Origin of the sequence: Klebsiella sp. A-Nf5, from assembly GCF_002810545.1 — a bacterium.
GTDB lineage: Bacteria > Pseudomonadota > Gammaproteobacteria > Enterobacterales > Enterobacteriaceae > Klebsiella > Klebsiella variicola.
Genome location: NZ_PIOG01000268.1, coordinates 302,090 through 318,188, shown reverse-complemented (window position 1 = coordinate 318,188; position 16,099 = coordinate 302,090). Strand labels below are relative to the sequence as shown.

Annotated in this window: 17 protein-coding genes, 2 pseudogenes and 1 riboswitch; of the genes and pseudogenes, 12 read left to right on the top strand and 7 right to left on the bottom strand. The window is 54.7% G+C overall.

Annotation, left to right across the window (positions count from 1 at the left end):
- Positions 1 to 106 precede the first annotated feature (106 nt).
- The 4 genes and pseudogenes from CWM53_RS26670 (at position 107) to htpX (ending at position 4,566) form a co-directional block, all read left to right on the top strand.
- Positions 107 to 620 (top strand): annotated as a pseudogene (locus tag CWM53_RS26670) (GAF domain-containing protein).
- Positions 621 to 701: 81 nt separating this feature from the next.
- A complete protein-coding gene (gene proQ, locus CWM53_RS26665) occupies positions 702 to 1,379 on the top strand; it encodes an RNA chaperone ProQ (protein WP_100729545.1) in 678 nt (225 codons plus the stop codon).
- A gap of 19 nt (positions 1,380 to 1,398) precedes the next feature.
- On the top strand, positions 1,399 to 3,447 hold the full coding sequence (prc, locus tag CWM53_RS26660) for a carboxy terminal-processing peptidase (RefSeq protein WP_061154119.1): 2,049 nt from the start codon (positions 1,399 to 1,401) through the stop codon (positions 3,445 to 3,447).
- 234 nt (positions 3,448 to 3,681) lie between these two features.
- A complete protein-coding gene (gene htpX, locus CWM53_RS26655) occupies positions 3,682 to 4,566 on the top strand; it encodes a protease HtpX (protein ID WP_008804280.1) in 885 nt (294 codons plus the stop codon).
- Between the two features lie 69 nt (positions 4,567 to 4,635).
- On the opposite strand, the gene CWM53_RS26650 is transcribed toward htpX, so the two are convergent.
- Positions 4,636 to 6,006 (bottom strand): MFS transporter, encoded by a 1,371-nt coding sequence (locus CWM53_RS26650; protein ID WP_074385468.1) that lies wholly within the window; start codon positions 6,004 to 6,006, stop codon positions 4,636 to 4,638.
- 177 nt (positions 6,007 to 6,183) lie between these two features.
- Between CWM53_RS26650 and kdgR the strand changes: the two genes are divergently transcribed.
- On the top strand, positions 6,184 to 6,975 hold the full coding sequence (gene kdgR, locus CWM53_RS26640) for a DNA-binding transcriptional regulator KdgR (RefSeq protein ID WP_100729544.1): 792 nt from the start codon (positions 6,184 to 6,186) through the stop codon (positions 6,973 to 6,975).
- 58 nt (positions 6,976 to 7,033) lie between these two features.
- Here the strand turns inward: kdgR and CWM53_RS26635 are convergent, their stop codons facing one another.
- The gene (locus CWM53_RS26635; RefSeq protein WP_008804283.1) at positions 7,034 to 7,273 is read right to left on the bottom strand and encodes a YobH family protein; all 240 of its coding nucleotides are present in this window, start codon (positions 7,271 to 7,273) and stop codon (positions 7,034 to 7,036) included.
- A gap of 159 nt (positions 7,274 to 7,432) precedes the next feature.
- Here CWM53_RS26635 and mgrB point away from each other — a divergent pair, with 159 nt between their 5' ends.
- From mgrB to rlmA, 7 genes and pseudogenes are all read left to right on the top strand, one after another.
- Positions 7,433 to 7,576, top strand: a complete 144-nt coding sequence (gene mgrB / locus CWM53_RS26630) for a PhoP/PhoQ regulator MgrB (RefSeq protein ID WP_002911375.1) — start codon at positions 7,433 to 7,435, stop codon at positions 7,574 to 7,576.
- 74 nt (positions 7,577 to 7,650) lie between these two features.
- Positions 7,651 to 7,941, top strand: a complete 291-nt coding sequence (locus CWM53_RS26625; RefSeq protein ID WP_100675394.1) for a YebO family protein — start codon at positions 7,651 to 7,653, stop codon at positions 7,939 to 7,941.
- Positions 7,942 to 8,225: 284 nt separating this feature from the next.
- Positions 8,226 to 8,435, top strand: a complete 210-nt coding sequence (locus CWM53_RS31470) for a hypothetical protein (RefSeq protein WP_165784164.1) — start codon at positions 8,226 to 8,228, stop codon at positions 8,433 to 8,435.
- A 97-nt stretch (positions 8,436 to 8,532) separates the two neighbouring features.
- Positions 8,533 to 8,604, top strand: a pseudogene (locus CWM53_RS26610) (DUF2627 domain-containing protein); the annotation flags it as partial.
- An 85-nt stretch (positions 8,605 to 8,689) separates the two neighbouring features.
- Entirely contained in the window at positions 8,690 to 8,899 is a 210-nt protein-coding gene (gene cspE / locus CWM53_RS26605; protein ID WP_001062678.1) for a transcription antiterminator/RNA stability regulator CspE, read from the top strand.
- A 187-nt stretch (positions 8,900 to 9,086) separates the two neighbouring features.
- A complete protein-coding gene (gene ftsI, locus CWM53_RS26600) occupies positions 9,087 to 10,835 on the top strand; it encodes a peptidoglycan glycosyltransferase FtsI (protein WP_061154123.1) in 1,749 nt (582 codons plus the stop codon).
- Between the two features lie 61 nt (positions 10,836 to 10,896).
- Positions 10,897 to 11,691 carry a 23S rRNA (guanine(745)-N(1))-methyltransferase gene (gene rlmA, locus CWM53_RS26595; protein ID WP_074385470.1) on the top strand — a complete coding sequence of 265 codons (795 nt, stop codon included), beginning with the start codon at positions 10,897 to 10,899 and terminating at the stop codon, positions 11,689 to 11,691.
- Positions 11,692 to 11,694: 3 nt separating this feature from the next.
- Here the strand turns inward: rlmA and mntP are convergent, their stop codons facing one another.
- The 5 genes from mntP to manX all read right to left on the bottom strand — a co-directional run bounded on the left by mntP (position 11,695) and on the right by manX (position 15,894).
- A complete protein-coding gene (mntP, locus tag CWM53_RS26590; RefSeq protein WP_100630716.1) occupies positions 11,695 to 12,261 on the bottom strand; it encodes a manganese efflux pump MntP in 567 nt (188 codons plus the stop codon).
- A gap of 117 nt (positions 12,262 to 12,378) precedes the next feature.
- Positions 12,379 to 12,481, bottom strand: a riboswitch (yybP-ykoY riboswitch).
- Between the two features lie 199 nt (positions 12,482 to 12,680).
- Positions 12,681 to 13,139 (bottom strand): DUF986 family protein, encoded by a 459-nt coding sequence (locus CWM53_RS26585; RefSeq protein WP_100729542.1) that lies wholly within the window; start codon positions 13,137 to 13,139, stop codon positions 12,681 to 12,683.
- 62 nt (positions 13,140 to 13,201) lie between these two features.
- Positions 13,202 to 14,053, bottom strand: coding sequence for a PTS mannose transporter subunit IID (locus CWM53_RS26580; protein ID WP_061154127.1), 852 nt, complete (start codon positions 14,051 to 14,053; stop codon positions 13,202 to 13,204).
- Positions 14,054 to 14,065: 12 nt separating this feature from the next.
- Entirely contained in the window at positions 14,066 to 14,866 is an 801-nt protein-coding gene (locus CWM53_RS26575) for a PTS mannose/fructose/sorbose transporter subunit IIC (protein ID WP_004203359.1), read from the bottom strand.
- Positions 14,867 to 14,922: 56 nt separating this feature from the next.
- Positions 14,923 to 15,894, bottom strand: a complete 972-nt coding sequence (gene manX / locus CWM53_RS26570; protein ID WP_100729541.1) for a PTS mannose transporter subunit IIAB — start codon at positions 15,892 to 15,894, stop codon at positions 14,923 to 14,925.
- Between the last annotated feature and the right edge of the window lie 205 nt (positions 15,895 to 16,099).

Here is a 16,099-nt window from a genome sequence, read left to right as displayed (position 1 = left end):
CCACTATCTTAACCTATGAATGAATTCATCTTGAGCCTAAGCGCATTTAATGCTTATTTTAGTAGGCTGTACGTATCAGGCAGTAAGACAACCAAGTGAAGATATAATGAGCAAAACAGAATTTTACGCGGATCTAAACCGCGATTTCCAGGCATTAATGGCAGGTGAAACCAGTTTTCTGGCGATGATCGCCAATACCAGCGCGCTGCTGTTCGAGCGGCTGAGCGAGGTCAACTGGGCCGGTTTCTATCTTCTGGAAGGCGATACCCTGGTATTGGGGCCGTTCCAGGGCAAACTGGCCTGTGTGCGCATTCCGGTCGGTCGCGGCGTGTGCGGCGCCGCGGTGGCGCAAGCCCAGGTCCAGCGCGTTGAGGACGTGCATGCGTTTGATGGTCATATTGCCTGCGATGCGGCCAGTAATTCGGAAATCGTCTTTCCCCTGCGCGTTAACGACCAGATTATCGGCGTGCTGGATATCGACAGCCCGGCGTACGGCCGCTTCACAGCTGAAGATGAGCAGGGGTTGCGCACGCTGGTCGAGCAACTGGAAAAACGGATCGCGGCCACTGATTATCAAAAAATCTTTACCCGTGTCGTGGGATAATCAACGGATAACGTAGCATTTAGCGAGGACGTCATTATAATGTCGCCTGTTCATGCCTGCGGCTTGTTGGCTACGTCCGTTGTAATCAGGAAATTTCATGGAAAATCAACCTAAGTTGAATAGCAGTAAAGAAGTTATCGCCTTTCTGGCCGAACGTTTCCCTCAGTGCTTTAGCGCTGAAGGCGAAGCGCGCCCCCTGAAAATTGGTATTTTTCAGGATCTCGTTGAGCGAGTGGGTGGTGAGATGAATCTCAGCAAAACCCAGCTTCGCGCTGCATTACGTCTCTACACGTCTAGCTGGCGTTATCTGTACGGCGTGAAAGCCGGCGCTATCCGCGTTGACCTGGACGGCAACCCGTGTGGCGAACTGGAAGAACAGCACATCGCCCATGCGCGTCAGCAGCTGGAAGAAGCAAAAGCTCGCGTTCAGACGCAGCGCGCTGCCCAGCAGGCGAAAAAACGCGAAGCCGCCGCCGCCGCAGGCCAGCAGGATGAAGGGGTTCGCCGCGAGCGTAAACCGCGTCCTCAGCAGCCGCGTCGTAAAGAAGGCGCTGAACAGCGTAAACCGCGTCTTGTTGCGGCCAAAGCCCCGCGTGAAGAGCGTCATACTCCGGTATCGGATGTTTCCGTTCTGACCGTCGGCCAGGCGCTGAAGGTAAAAGCAGGCAATAACGCAATGGACGCCACCGTTCTGGAAATCACCAAAGATGGCGTTCGTGTACAGCTGACTTCTGGTATGTCAATGATTGTACGCGCAGAACACCTGGTGTTCTGAAACGGAGGCCGGGCCAGGCATGAACACATTTTTTAAAATCACCGCGCTTGCGGGCCTGCTGGCAATAGCAGGCCATGCTTTCGCTGTTGATGAAATAACCCGTGCAGATCAAATTCCCGTGCTAAAAGAAGAGCCGCAGCACGCGACGGTGAGCGAGCGCGTGACGTCGCGCTTTACCCGCTCTCACTACCGTCAGTTTGATCTCGACAACGCCTTCTCGGCAAAGATTTTTGACCGTTATCTGAACCTGCTGGACTACAGCCATAATGTGCTGCTGGCCAGCGATGTGGCGAAGTTTGCGGCCAAAAAAGACCAAATCGGCGACGAACTGCGCACCGGGAAACTGGACGTCTTCTACGACCTCTACAACCTGGCGCAGCAGCGTCGCTTTGAGCGCTATCAGTATGCGCTGAAGGTGCTGGAACGTCCGATGGACTTTACCGGCAACGATAATTTCAACCTCGATCGCTCCAAAGCACCGTGGCCAAAAGATGAGGCCGAGCTGAACACGCTGTGGGACGCCAAGGTTAAGTTTGACCAGTTAAGCCTGAAGCTGGCGGGTAAAGACGATAAAGAGATCCGCGATACCTTAACCCGTCGCTATAAGTTCGCGATCCGTCGTCTGGCGCAAACCAACAGCGAAGATGTTTTCTCGCTGGCGATGACTGCCTTCGCTCGCGAAATCGACCCGCACACCAACTATCTGTCTCCACGTAATACCGAGCAGTTCAACACTGAGATGAGCCTCTCTCTCGAGGGGATCGGCGCTGTCCTGCAGATGGATGATGACTACACCGTCATTAATTCGCTGGTGGCGGGCGGTCCGGCCGCGAAGAGCAAAGCGATCAGTGTCGGCGACCGCATCGTTGGCGTTGGCCAGACCGGGAAGCCGATGGTTGATGTCATCGGCTGGCGTCTGGATGACGTTGTCGCGCTGATTAAAGGGCCGAAGGGCAGCAAAGTGCGCCTTGAGATCCTGCCGGCCGGCAAAGGAGCCAAGACGCGTATCGTGACTCTGACCCGCGAGCGGATCCGTCTGGAAGACCGTGCGGTGAAGATGTCGGTGAAAACCGTCGGTAAAGAAAAAGTCGGTGTGCTGGATATTCCGGGCTTTTACGTTGGCCTGACCGATGACGTGAAAGTGCAGTTGCAGAAGCTGGAAAAACAGAACGTCAGCAGTATCGTCATTGATCTGCGCAGCAATGGCGGCGGGGCGCTGACCGAGGCGGTATCGCTCTCGGGTCTGTTTATTCCGTCCGGCCCGGTGGTGCAGGTGCGGGATAACAATGGCAAGGTCCGCGAAGACAGCGACAACGATGGCGTGGTCTATTACAAAGGGCCGCTGGTGGTGCTGGTTGACCGCTTTAGCGCCTCGGCGTCTGAGATCTTTGCCGCAGCGATGCAGGATTATGGCCGCGCGCTGATCGTTGGCGAGCCGACCTTCGGTAAAGGGACGGTACAGCAGTATCGCTCGTTGAATCGTATCTACGATCAGATGCTGCGTCCGGACTGGCCAGCCTTAGGTTCCGTCCAGTACACCATCCAGAAGTTCTACCGCATTAACGGCGGCAGTACGCAGCGTAAAGGCGTGACGCCGGATATCATGATGCCAACCGGTAATGAAGATCGTGAAACCGGCGAGCAGTATGAAGACAACGCCCTGCCGTGGGACAGCATCAATGCGGCCACCTATGTGAAGTCCGGGGACCTGACTCCGTTTGGACCGGAACTGCTCAAGCGCCATGATGAGCGTATCGCGCAGGATCCCGAGTTCCAGTACATCATGAAGGATATTGCCCGTTATAACGCGATGAAGGACAAGCGTAACATCGTCTCTCTGAACTACGCCCAGCGTGAGAAAGAGAACGAAGAGGATGATGCGATTCGTCTGGCGCGGATTAACGATCGCCTGAAACGCGAAGGCAAGCCGCCGCTGAAAAAACTGGATGACCTGGCGAAGGATTACCAGGAGCCGGATCCGTATCTTGATGAAACGGTCCATATCGCGGTAGACCTGGCGCATCTTGAGAAAGCGCGCCCGGCGGTGGAACCGCCAGCCAGTAAATAAACAGCAAACGGGCACCTCTGAAGGTGCCCGTTTTTTTTGTGCTTTTGTCATTCCCGTTCAGCTCAACTAACAAAATGTCAACCTGCCCGGTCGCTGTCAGCAAGATGCTACAAAATGTAAAGTTGTGTTTTTATCGTGACTTAGCGGGGGCTGATGGTTGAAAATTGCAGTCTGACCCATACGATGTGGGTAATCGCATAGTGCGTTTTGTTAAATTGAGGTAAAAAGAAAATTATGATGCGAATCGCGCTTTTCCTGCTGACGAACCTGGCAGTGATGGTCGTGTTCGGGCTGGTGTTAAGCCTCACGGGGATCCAATCCAGCAGCATGACCGGTCTGTTGATTATGGCCCTGCTGTTCGGCTTCGGTGGTTCTATCGTTTCACTGATGATGTCGAAATGGATGGCGCTGAAGTCTGTGGGTGGGGAAGTGATCGAGCAGCCGCGCAACGAAACGGAACGTTGGCTGATGCACACCGTCGCCCAGCAGGCGCAGCAGGCGGGCATTGCCATGCCGCAGGTGGCTATTTACCACGCGCCTGATATCAACGCCTTTGCCACCGGCGCGCGTCGCGACGCCTCGCTGGTCGCCGTCAGTACCGGGCTGTTACAAAACATGAGTCGTGATGAAGCGGAAGCAGTCATTGCCCATGAAATCAGCCACATCGCTAATGGCGACATGGTCACCATGACGCTGATCCAGGGGGTAGTGAACACCTTCGTTATCTTTATCTCCCGCGTGATTGCCCAGATTGCGGCCGGTTTCCTCGGCGGCAACCGGGAAGATGAAGGGGAGAGCAGCAATGGCAACCCGTTAATTTATTTTGCCGTTGCCACGGTGCTGGAGCTGGTGTTCGGTATTCTGGCCAGCATTATCACCATGTGGTTCTCTCGTCATCGCGAGTTCCACGCTGACGCCGGCTCGGCGCGACTGGTGGGCCGCGAGAAGATGATTGCAGCCCTGCAGCGACTGAAAACCAGCTATGAGCCGCAGGAAGCCAGCAGCATGATGGCGTTCTGCATCAATGGTAAAGCGAAATCCATGAGCGAGCTGTTTATGACTCACCCGCCGCTGGATAAGCGTATTGAAGCCCTGCGTAGCGGTGAGTATCTGAAGTAATTCGTCGGTCCGACGCTAAAAATAAAAATCCGCAGCCCGAAAGCTGCGGATTTTTTTTGCCGCCGTTTATCAGGCCGCGCGCGGCTGGGTGACGCGCAGACCGCTAATCAATGCGGCAACGGTGGCCAGAATACCAGCCAGCAGCAGGGCAGTATGGGTGCCGCTGTTGCCGAGCAGGTTGAACAACAGGGCGACCAGCGCCGCGCCAGTGCTCTGACCGAGCAGGCGGGCGGTGCCCAGCATCCCGCTGGCGCCACCGCTGCGATGACTCGGGGCCGAGGCGACAATCGTATGGTTATTCGGTGACTGGAACAGCCCGAAACCGGCGCCACACAGCGCCATGCGCCAGATGATATCCAGATCGGACGGCGACTCGGGCAGTAGCGCCAGGCCGAACAGGCCGCAGGCCATAATAAGCAGACCGATGGCCCCCAGCAGCCCCGCATGGCATTTCTCAATCAAATAGCCCGCCAGCGGCGCCATCACCATGGTCGCCAGCGGCCACGGTGTCAGCAGCAGGCCGGTCTCCACTTCGCTGCGTCCCATCATTGACTGCAGAAAGAAGGGCAGGGAAACCATCGCCAGCATCTGCGCACAGAAGGAACAGATGGAGGTGCAAATAGAAAGCGAGAAGAGTGGGATGCGCAACAGGTCGACCGGCAGCAGTGGGACGGGCATGCTGAGCTGGCGGCGAACAAAGAAGAAGCCCACCACCAGCATGGCGGCCACTTCCGACAGCACCAGTTGAACAGACTGTCCCTGGGCGAACCCGCTGAGCGCAGTGATCAGCAATCCGAAGGTGAGGGCGTTCATGATGGCGCTTGGCAGATCGAAGCGGATGATTTTGCTGCGTGCGCTGTTGGGCGGCAGAAAGCGCATGGCCAGAACAAAAGCGACGATCCCCAGAGGCACGTTAATTAAAAACAGCCATTGCCATGAGGCGAGGGAAAGGATCGCCGCGGCGATAGTCGGGCCTGCCGCCGATGAGACCGCGACGACAAAGGAGTTAATGCCCATGCCGCGTCCGAGAAAGCGCTGCGGATAAATCAGGCGGATTAGCGCGGTGTTCACGCTCATCAGCGCGGCGCCGCCCAGCCCCTGAGCGACGCGGGCGAAGGTCAGCATTTCGAGGCTACGCGACAGCGCGCAGGCCAGCGAGGTAAAGATAAACACCACCAGGCCTATCTTATAGATGCGGCGATAGCCGACCATATCACCGAGGAAGGAGAGCGGCAGCAGGGCGATAACAATGGCGATTTGGTAGGCGTTGACGATCCAGATTGACGACGCCGGCGAGGCGTTAAGATCGCTAGCGATGGTCGGGAGCGCGACGTTGGCGATAGCCCCGTCGAGCACGGCCATGGTCAGCCCAAGCACGATGGTCAGAATGGCACCATAGCGTTGCGGCAGCGGCACGCCATCGGAAGAATTTTTATCCATGGTGAATATAAGTCTTAAATGAAACGGTTTTTTGAATGATGAGTTTAGCATTGATTAATCCGCAGTATGTCGCAGATTTGTAACGAAGTGGCAGAAGAATGATTGCGGCGCAGAGGCGGCGAATTTATAATAAAAACCGGTTCTAAATTTTATAAAACAGTTACGACGAGGTGATAAATGGCAGGTGCAGATTTGGATAAACAGCCAGATTCTGTCTCTTCGGTATTGAAGGTTTTTGGCATCTTACAGGCGCTGGGTGAAGAGCGTGAAATTGGCATTACCGAACTGTCCCAGCGCGTCATGATGTCGAAAAGCACCGTTTATCGCTTTTTACAGACCATGAAATCACTGGGCTATGTGGCACAGGAAGGGGAGTCAGAGAAATACTCCCTCACGCTCAAGCTGTTCGAGCTGGGCGCACGCGCGCTGCAGAACGTCGACCTGGTGCGCAGCGCGGATATTCAGATGCGCGAACTCTCGCGACTGACGAAAGAGACTATTCACCTCGGCGCGCTGGATGAAGACAGCATTGTCTACATCCACAAGATTGACTCAATGTACAACCTGCGGATGTACTCGCGCATTGGCCGCCGCAACCCGCTGTACAGTACCGCGATCGGTAAGGTGCTGTTGGCCTGGCGCGATCGCAGTGAAGTTGAGCAGATCCTCGAGGGCGTGGAGTATAAGCGCAGCACCGAGCGGACGATCACCAGCACGGAGGAGCTGCTTAAGGTACTGGATGGCGTACGCGAGCAGGGATATGGCGAAGATAACGAAGAGCAGGAAGAGGGGCTGCGCTGCATCGGAGTCCCGGTGTTCGACCGTTTCGGCGTGGTTATCGCCGGACTGAGCATCTCTTTCCCGACGCTACGTTTCTCAGAAGAACGTTTGCATGAATACGTGGCGATGCTGCACCAGACGGCGCGTAAGATTTCTGAGCAAATGGGATACAACGACTACCCGTTCTGACGCGGTAGCTGAAACATCCGGCGAGCGCGGTGCTATTGTCGCGCTCGCCGGACCAATTTTAGCCGTTATCAACCACGGTTGCGCTTTTGCGCAGAATGGGACAGTTACTGACGCCGATCACACCGCTGTTGGAATGCACATAAAGTGCGGTACTGACCCCGCGGGCGGTGAGATATTGACACTTAAGACCCAGACCACCGACGTTTTCTTCACTGTGGAATAATACGCCATAGCCGCTTAATAATACGCCAATCCATAAGATAGCCACGACGACAATAGTACGAATGATTAATCGCATTGATGCCTCATTATTTGTATGATCCTTGCCGTGATTTTGACACGAACACGTTTTGAAACAAGTCGATGATTCCTAAACTTGCCTTTCGTATTACAGTTAGCCGCGGTTTAAGAAGGCCGTGTTATCCTGGCGACATAAAGTACTAAAGCGGAGAGTGGAGTGAAAAAATTACGGTGGGTTTTACTGATAGTCATCATAGCAGGCTGCCTGTTGCTGTGGACTCAGATGCTTAACGTAATGTGCGACCAGGATGTTCAGTTTTTCAGCGGCATTTGCACTATCAATAAATTCATCCCGTGGTAAGACATTTTTCTGACGACTGATTTCCTTCTGCGGTGTGGGTGGTAGAATGAACGCCTTCTCTTTGAGGTGGTGAAATGAGTGAGTTACTAAATCCTGGGATCTTAAATCTGGCATCGCTGGCCGTGTCCGTCGCGTTGCTGCTTGTCGGTCTGTTGTTATGGTTCTTCGTCAACCGCGCCAGTTCGCGGGCGAACGAGCAGATAGAACTGCTGCAAGCGCTGCTGGATCAGCAAAAGCGGCAGAATGCGCTGTTACGTCGCCTCTGTGAAGCCAATGTGCCGGAAAAAGAGGACGTGGCTGAGCCAACCGTCGCGGGTAAGGCGAAAGGGGAGGATGAGTTTATCCGCCTGGTGGCAGAGCGCTAAGTACCTCGACAGGTGTGCATCATAAGGTGCGCACCTGCATGATAGCTGGCAGTAATATCTTATTCTTATTCCATTATTCCTTTCTCTGCGCAATATTCTCTTTATTACACGCTGTAAATAAAGTCATCCCCGCCACGTTTATTGCTATGGAATGTGACACTGTCATCATTTTTTCATTATTAAGGTGCAGAATTAGCACTATTTTTAGCGTGGCGACTAACAGGTTTTATTATCACTACACTGGCGTGGCTTTAGCGATTTTTCGTCTGCTGTTATGACTAAATATGCGCATCAATATTCATCGCCTTCAGCGCACCGGCGTCAGTATGGCGGTTCGTATACGTACATACCTGGACGAAGCGAAGTTGTTGAGCTATGGTAAAAAAGTTGCAGTAATGAGGCAGCAACCAGGTGATATTAGCGAACGCTATAGTGCCTTGCCAGGGGCGGCAAAGACGCATAAATGTGCAGGCGATCAAATGATTACCTTATAATTTGTGCGAACGATCGTGACACGTTTAAAAATGGCTTGCCATTATTTACGTAGTATGTGATAACACGTTTCGGGTTAAACGAGGTACAGTTCTGTTTATGTGTGGCATTTTCAGTAAAGAAGTCCTGAGTAAACACGTTGTCGTTGAATACCGCTTCTCTGCCGAACCTTAAATTAGTGCCTCATGCAGTTATGTGTCAGTTTTATCTATGTAAACGCCAGCAGGCGAAGAAAACAGTCTAAGGAATTTTGCAAATGGCAAAGATTAAAGGTCAAGTTAAGTGGTTCAACGAGTCTAAAGGTTTTGGTTTCATTACTCCGGCTGATGGCAGCAAAGACGTGTTCGTACACTTCTCCGCTATCCAGGGTAACGGCTTCAAAACTCTGGCTGAAGGCCAGAACGTTGAGTTCGAAATTCAGGACGGCCAGAAAGGTCCGGCTGCAGTTAACGTAACTGCTATCTGATACAAGACCACTCTTCTTGTATAAAAGCCTCGCCTGCGCGGGGCTTTTGCGTTTTTATTGCAAAGCATGTCATTTTACCCCCTCCCGTCGCGTCTTGTTGCAAATACTCAACTTTATTAGCATTGTGTAGCAGTCTGTTTTGCTAATTTTCTGTTAAATCAGATGGTTGCAAAATAATGCCGGAGCTATGGTGCTAAAGAAAAAAATGAAGTCCTCCGCCAGCTTTACCCCGATTCGCTTCGGGTTACTGTGTGTGGCCATTCTTGGTTGTCTGGGACTGCTGCTGGCCCGCGTGGGCTGGCTGCAAATTATCTCTCCCGATAATCTGGTAAAACAAGAAGATATGCGTTCTCTGCGCGAAGAGCCCGTGGCGGTAGAGCGCGGCATGATTAGCGACCGTGAAGGCCGACCGCTGGCGGTGAGCGTACCGGTCAGCGCTATCTGGATCGACCCGCAAACTACCATGGAGAAGGGTGGGGTTGGCTATGGTCCTCGCTGGCAGGCAATGGCCGAAGCACTACATCTCAACCTCGGGGAGCTGGCCCAGCGGGTACAGAGCCATCCGCACGCCCGTTTTCTCTATCTGGCGCGTCAGATCAATCCGGAGCAGGCGGAGTGGATTGATAAACTGCATCTCCCGGGCGTCTATCTGCGCGATGAATCGCGACGTTTCTATCCGGCAGGACATGTGGCTGCCAATCTGCTGGGCTTTACCAACGTCGATAATCAGGGCATCGAAGGGGTGGAGAAAAGCTTTAATGCCCAGCTGACCGGCAAACCCGGCCGACGTCTGGTGCGCAAAGATAAACATGGCAATGTTATTGAAAATATTACCGAAGTGCCGCCAGTTCCGGCGCACAATCTGCAACTGAGTATTGATGAACGCCTGCAGACAGTGACCGAAGATGCCCTCGACAATGCTGTTCGCTGGAATAAGGCGGAATCCGGGGCGGCGGTGTTGATCAAAATTGATACCGGCGAGATTCTGGCGATGGCCAGCTACCCGGACTTCAATCCGAACAATCGCGATACCGCGACGCTGGATGATTTCCGCAACCGCGCCATCAGTGACACCTTCGAACCCGGGTCGACCGTTAAACCGCTGGTGATCATGACCGCGCTCCAGCAGGGGATTGTCCAGCCGGACAGCGTGGTGGACACCCATCCGTTTGTCCTCGACGGCCACCGTATCCGTGATGTTGGCTATTATCCGGAGCTGAGTCTGACCGGGATCCTGCAAAAATCCAGTGATACCGGCGTGTCGCATCTCTCGCTCGCTATGCCGGTGCAGCATCTGCTTGATACCTATCAGGCATTCGGTTTCGGCGAGCCGACCGGATTGGGGTTGACCGGCGAAAGCGCCGGGCTGATGCCGCATCGTCGCTACTGGGGGCAACTGGATCGTGCCACCTTCGCGTTCGGCTATGGATTAATGGTGACGCCGCTCCAGCTGGCGCACGTCTACGCGACTATCGGTGGTTTCGGTATTGAACGACCGTTGTCGATCACCCGCATCGATCCGCCGGTGATAGGCACACGGGTGATGCCGGAGAACATTGTTCACAGCGTGGAGCATATGATGGAGAGCGTGGCGCTCCCGGGCGGGGGCGGGACCAAAGCGGCGGTGCGCGACTATCGGGTGGCGGTAAAAACCGGGACCGCGAAGAAAATCGGCCCGGACGGAAAATATATCGACAAGTATGTGGCCTATACCGCCGGTGTGGCGCCCGCCAGTCGCCCGCAGTTTGCCCTGGTGGTGGTGATGAACGATCCGAGCAATGGTTCCTATTACGGCGGGGCGGTGTCCGCGCCGGTCTTCAGCCAGATCATGGGTGATGTCCTGCGGCTGGAAAATGTGATGCCGGACGGTATGCCGCAAGGGGCGGAGAATCTGATCGTGATGCACGACAGCCATCCGCTGGCACCGGCGCTGTAACAGTGGTCTGCGGGGGCGAATAGCGCTACACTTTCGCCCTTTCAGCGACACCGGAGCCGTCATGTCATACAGTTGCCCCCTTTGCCACGCGCCGCTAAGCCGCAGCGACAACCACTATTCCTGCCCGCAGCGGCATCAGTTCGATCTGGCGAAAGAGGGATACGTCAATCTGCTACCGGTGCAGTTCAAACGGTCACGCGATCCTGGCGATAGCGCAGAGATGATGCAGGCCCGGCGGGCGTTTCTGGATGCAGGTCATTATCAGCCGCTACGGGAGGCGATCGCCGAGCGGCTGCAGCACTACGCCCCAGCGGACTTACTGGATATCGGCTGTGGCGAAGGGTATTACACCCACGCGTTTGCCGCCATCGCCAGCCGCAGCTGGGGGCTGGACGTGTCGAAGCCGGCGATTCGTGCGGCGGCAAAACGCTATCCTGAGGTCAGTTTCTGCGTGGCCTCCAGCCAGCGCCTGCCGTTCTCCGACGCCTGTTTCGATGCGGTGGTGCGCATTTACGCGCCCTGCAATGCCGAAGAGCTGGCGCGGGTGGTGCGTCCTGGCGGATGGGTGATCACCGCCACGCCGGGTCCACGCCATTTGCTGGAGCTGAAAGGGCTGATTTACGATGAAGTTCGTCTTCATGAGCTGAAGACGGAAGCGATGCCGGGGTTCCGCCTGGATGCTCAGCAGCAGCTGGCCTATCCGATGACGCTGACCGGTGATGAAGCGCAGGCGCTGCTGCAGATGACGCCGTTCGCGTGGCGGGCTAAGCCTGAGGTGCACGCCGCGCTGCGTCAGCAGGCGACATTTGGCTGTCAGACCGATTTCATGATCCATTGCTGGCAGCGAGAGGCATAAGGCTTAGCCGGCGAAATGGCTCCAGAGGATTTCGCTGCCGATACCAATCAGCACAATACCGCCGAGGATTTCGGCCCGTTTGCCTAACAGCGGGCCGATAAAGCGACCGACCATGATCCCCAGCGTCGACATAAGAAACGTCGCGCAACCGATCGCCAGCGCGGTGGTCACAATGCTGACCTGCAGGAAGGCCAGACCCACACCAACGGCCATCGCGTCAAGGCTGGTGGCGAAGGCGGTGGTGACCAGCAGCCAGAAACCATGACGGCGAGGCGCTTCACACACCTCGTCGCTGTCGCCGCGAAAACCTTCCACGACCATTCGCCCGCCGAGAAACACCAGCAGAATAAAGGCAATCCAGTGGTTCCACTCGAGGACAAACTGGCTGGCCAGCATGCCGAGTCCCCAGCCGACCAGCGGGGTCAGGGTTTCGATGGCGCCAAAAATCAGCCCGGTACGGATGGCTTCTGAGAATTTAGGTTTGTGCAGGGTGGCACCCTTGCCGATAGAGGCCGCGAAGGCGTCCATAGACATGCCGAAGGCGAGAAGAATGGTAGCGGATAAATTCATGTGCGTGTCCTGACCGGGGATAATCCATATGACACATCGCTGCCCCCAGTAAATATACGCGGAGCCGCTCAATGGCTGAGCAATACGTACAGCAGTGATGTATCTATGGTCTCGCCTGATTGAATCACTTCAACCCGTACGTGCCACGTTTTGCAACGAGTATGTTGACACGTACATTTCCTGGCAAACAGGAAATCGGCTACTCCCCAACGACGGGCGCAACCTTAACATATTTTTAGAATATAAAACAATAACAGAAGACGGCTATTTTAATAACCAAATGATAACGATTTTCATTTGAATTTCTAAGTAAATAAATAGTTAATAAAAAAGGCAAGAGAAGGCGAGGAAATATAGCCATGGCTATATGTTTTTCCAGACGAACGCTGGAAAGATATAGCGCTGGCTATATTCTTAACTCATTGAGTTGAAAGGAGGAGTTTGGATATCTTCTCCAGGTCGTCGATATTTCGTACGCGAATCAGCAGCCGCCGTTGCTCTAATTGCATCACCAGCACGCCGTCTTCGGATAAATTCATCTCTTTAATTCGCGGATATTCTATCCACGCGTTGGCGAAGAAAAAACCACGCGGTTTAAAAATGATTTTCGGTGTGCGCATCCAGAATAAATAGAGACCCATCAGCGCCAGGGCAGATAATAACCAGGTGGTGATCGCGGTGCCGTTCTGGGTGATGTTGTTATAGATCAGAATGGCGGTGAGGCCGACAAAGATCAGGCCGTCAACACGGCTGCGGCGAAGCAGGGGGATGGCCAGCAGCACCGGGCCGTTCCGCCTCGGCATAATGAACTGGTCGTACACCGCGTAGGCCAGTAGCGCAAGGATAAACAGAAAGATCACCAGGTCCGTGAATGTCATTGCTTTGCGTTCCTCCTGATAAAAAAAAGCCGGGGGCAAGCCCCCGGCGTACAGCTTGAAAATTACAGACCCAGCAGGCCGACCGCGTAGCCCGCGATACCGATGACGAAGAAGCCAACGATGATCCACAGCGGGTTAACTTTCTTGCGCAGCAGCCACATACACGCGAAGGTCAACAGCAGCGGCACCAGGCCCGGCATCAGCTGGTCGAGGATGGTTTGCACCGTGGTGACGTGAACCTGTCCGTCAGAACCGGTGATTTTTGACACCACCAACGGAATGTTCACGTGCGTCCACTTGTTAACCAGTGCCCCCATCACAAACAGGCCGAGGATTGACGCCCCCTCAGTCAGTTTCTGCAGGAAACCGCCGCCCATGTCCTTCACGATGTCCACGCCTTTACGATAACCGTAGGCAACGCCGTAGTAACGGGTCAGCAGACGCACCGCGTTGAACAGGATAAAGAACAGCAGAGGACCGAGCAGGCTACCGCTCATCGCGATCCCAGCGCCTAAGGCCGCGAACACGGGACGCACAGTACCCCAGAAGATCGGGTCGCCGACGCCGGCCAGCGGCCCCATCAGACCGACTTTGATGCCGTTGATGGCGCCATCGTCAATCTCTGCGCCATTGGCGCGCTGCTCTTCCATTGCCAGCGTTACGCCCAGTACCGGAGCGGCAACGTAAGGATGGGTGTTGAAGAACTCAAGGTGACGTTTAATCGCCTGCTTACGCGCATCGTTGTTCTCCGGGTACAGGCGACGGATCGCTGGAACCATAGAGAAGCAGAAGCCCAGCGCCTGCATACGTTCGAAGTTCCATGAACCCTGGAACAGGTTAGAACGAATGAACACGCCACGAATATCACTCTGAGTGAGTTTTTTCTCGGTGGTATTTTTAGTCATATCAACCATTTCGCTCACCTGTTAGTCCAGTTCGTTATCGAGATCGTTGTTACCAGCCGCCTGAGCCGGCGCACCGGCGACGCGGTTATATTTCGGGCTCAGCTGGATGTAGAGGATAGCCATGACCGCACCAATCACACCCAGAGCCACCAGGTTGAAGTTGGTGAAGGCGGCGGTGACGAAGCCGAGGTAGAAGAACGGCATCAGGTAGCCTGCGCGCATCATGTTGATGACCATCGCATAACCGACAACCACGATCATACCGCCGGCGATGTTCAGACCGCTGGTGACCACTTCAGGGATCGCGTTCAGCAGGCCCTGGACTTCGCTGGTACCGACGGAAATCGCCACGATAACGGCCGGGATAGCGATACGCATCGCCTGCAGGAACAGGGACGAGACGTGCAACCACGACAGGGCGGTCAGGTTGCCATTCTCCGCCGCTTTATCCGCCGCGTGCTGGAAGGCTACGGTGATGGTACGAACGATAATGGTCAGCACCTGGCCTGCCGCCGCCAGCGGGATAGCCAGCGCGATACCGGCACCGATGCTCTGATGGCCGGCAATAACCAGAACGGTGGAAATAATGGACGCCAGTGCGGCATCAGGGGCAACCGCCGCACCGATGTTCATCCAACCCAGGGCGATCATTTCCAGCGTACCGCCGATGATAATACCGGTTTTCATATCGCCGAGAACGGCACCGATCAGCGTACAGGCGACCAGAGGACGGTGGAACTGAAATTCATCTAGTACCGACTCCATACCCGCAATACACGCGACGATGAACACCAGCACAATCTGAAGAAGGGTAATCTCCATTGTACTTCTCCTGTTGATTAAGTCTTAAAGTGAAAACTGGGGCGCGATCGGCAAGGTTATTTATCAGCCTTAGCGATCAGATCCATCATTTTCAGTTTCGGGTCGGTGGACACTTTACGTGCCTCCAGCTCGATACCGCGTGCGTTCAGTTTTTTAAACGCCTCAATATCTTTAGCATCGACGGAAATCGCGTTGTTAACCTGGGTCTTGCCCTGGCGGAACGCCATACCACCGATGTTGACGCTGGTGATTTTCACGCCGCCCTCGACGATACGCTCAACGTCAGTCGGGTTAGTAAACAGCAGCATAACGCGCTGTCCGGCATACTTCGGGTTGTTGTAGACGCGGATCATTTTAGCCACATCCACGACGTGGGCGGTGACGCCTGGCGGCGCAACCTGAGTCAGCAGGGTTTTGCGCACGGTATCCGCGGCGACTTCGTCGCTGACGACGATGATGCGGGTAACGTTGGTCTCTTTGGTCCAGCGGGTGGCGACCTGACCATGGATCAGACGGTCGTCAATGCGCGCGAGGCCAATCACCATATAGTCGTTCGGGCCCATCGGTTTGGCCGGCGCGGCGGCTTTTGGCGCCGCGGCAGGGGCTGGCGCGGGAGCCGCTTTTTCTACCGGTTTGGCCTTCAGCGCTTTCACGCCTTCGCAACCGGTCTCTACCGCTAAGGCGACCAGTTCATCAAACGAAGGGTCGTCATCGCGGGCCATGAAGGTTTCCACCAGCATCGGGATGTTGACGCCAGCGATAACTTCGTAATGCTCTTTATCGACGACAATGCGGCTCGCAGCGTTGAACGGGCTGCCTCCCCATGTATCGACGAGAAATAGCACGCCTTTACTGGTATCCAGTTTTGCCAACTGGGCATTGTATTTCTCGATCAGCGTTTCGGCGTTTTCACCCGGAACGAAATCGATCCAGCCAACGTTTTCCTGCTCGCCCAACAGCATCTCTGCTGTTTTCAGCAGCTGTTCTGCAGCCCAACCATGTGTGCCTATTACAATAGCAATCGTCACTTGCTACCTCCTTTATTATCGTGAATGCATCATCTGCTTTGATACATCCTGAATCACTCTTGAGGACAAAATCGATTCAGTTAGGGTGTAAGATAGAAAATAGTTACTACCGCGAATTATTTTAGACAGTGAAAAAATAATTAATGTGATGAAGATCCGTTAATCAGGCATCGCCTGGTAATAATTTTGCAGCGCAAAAAATAGC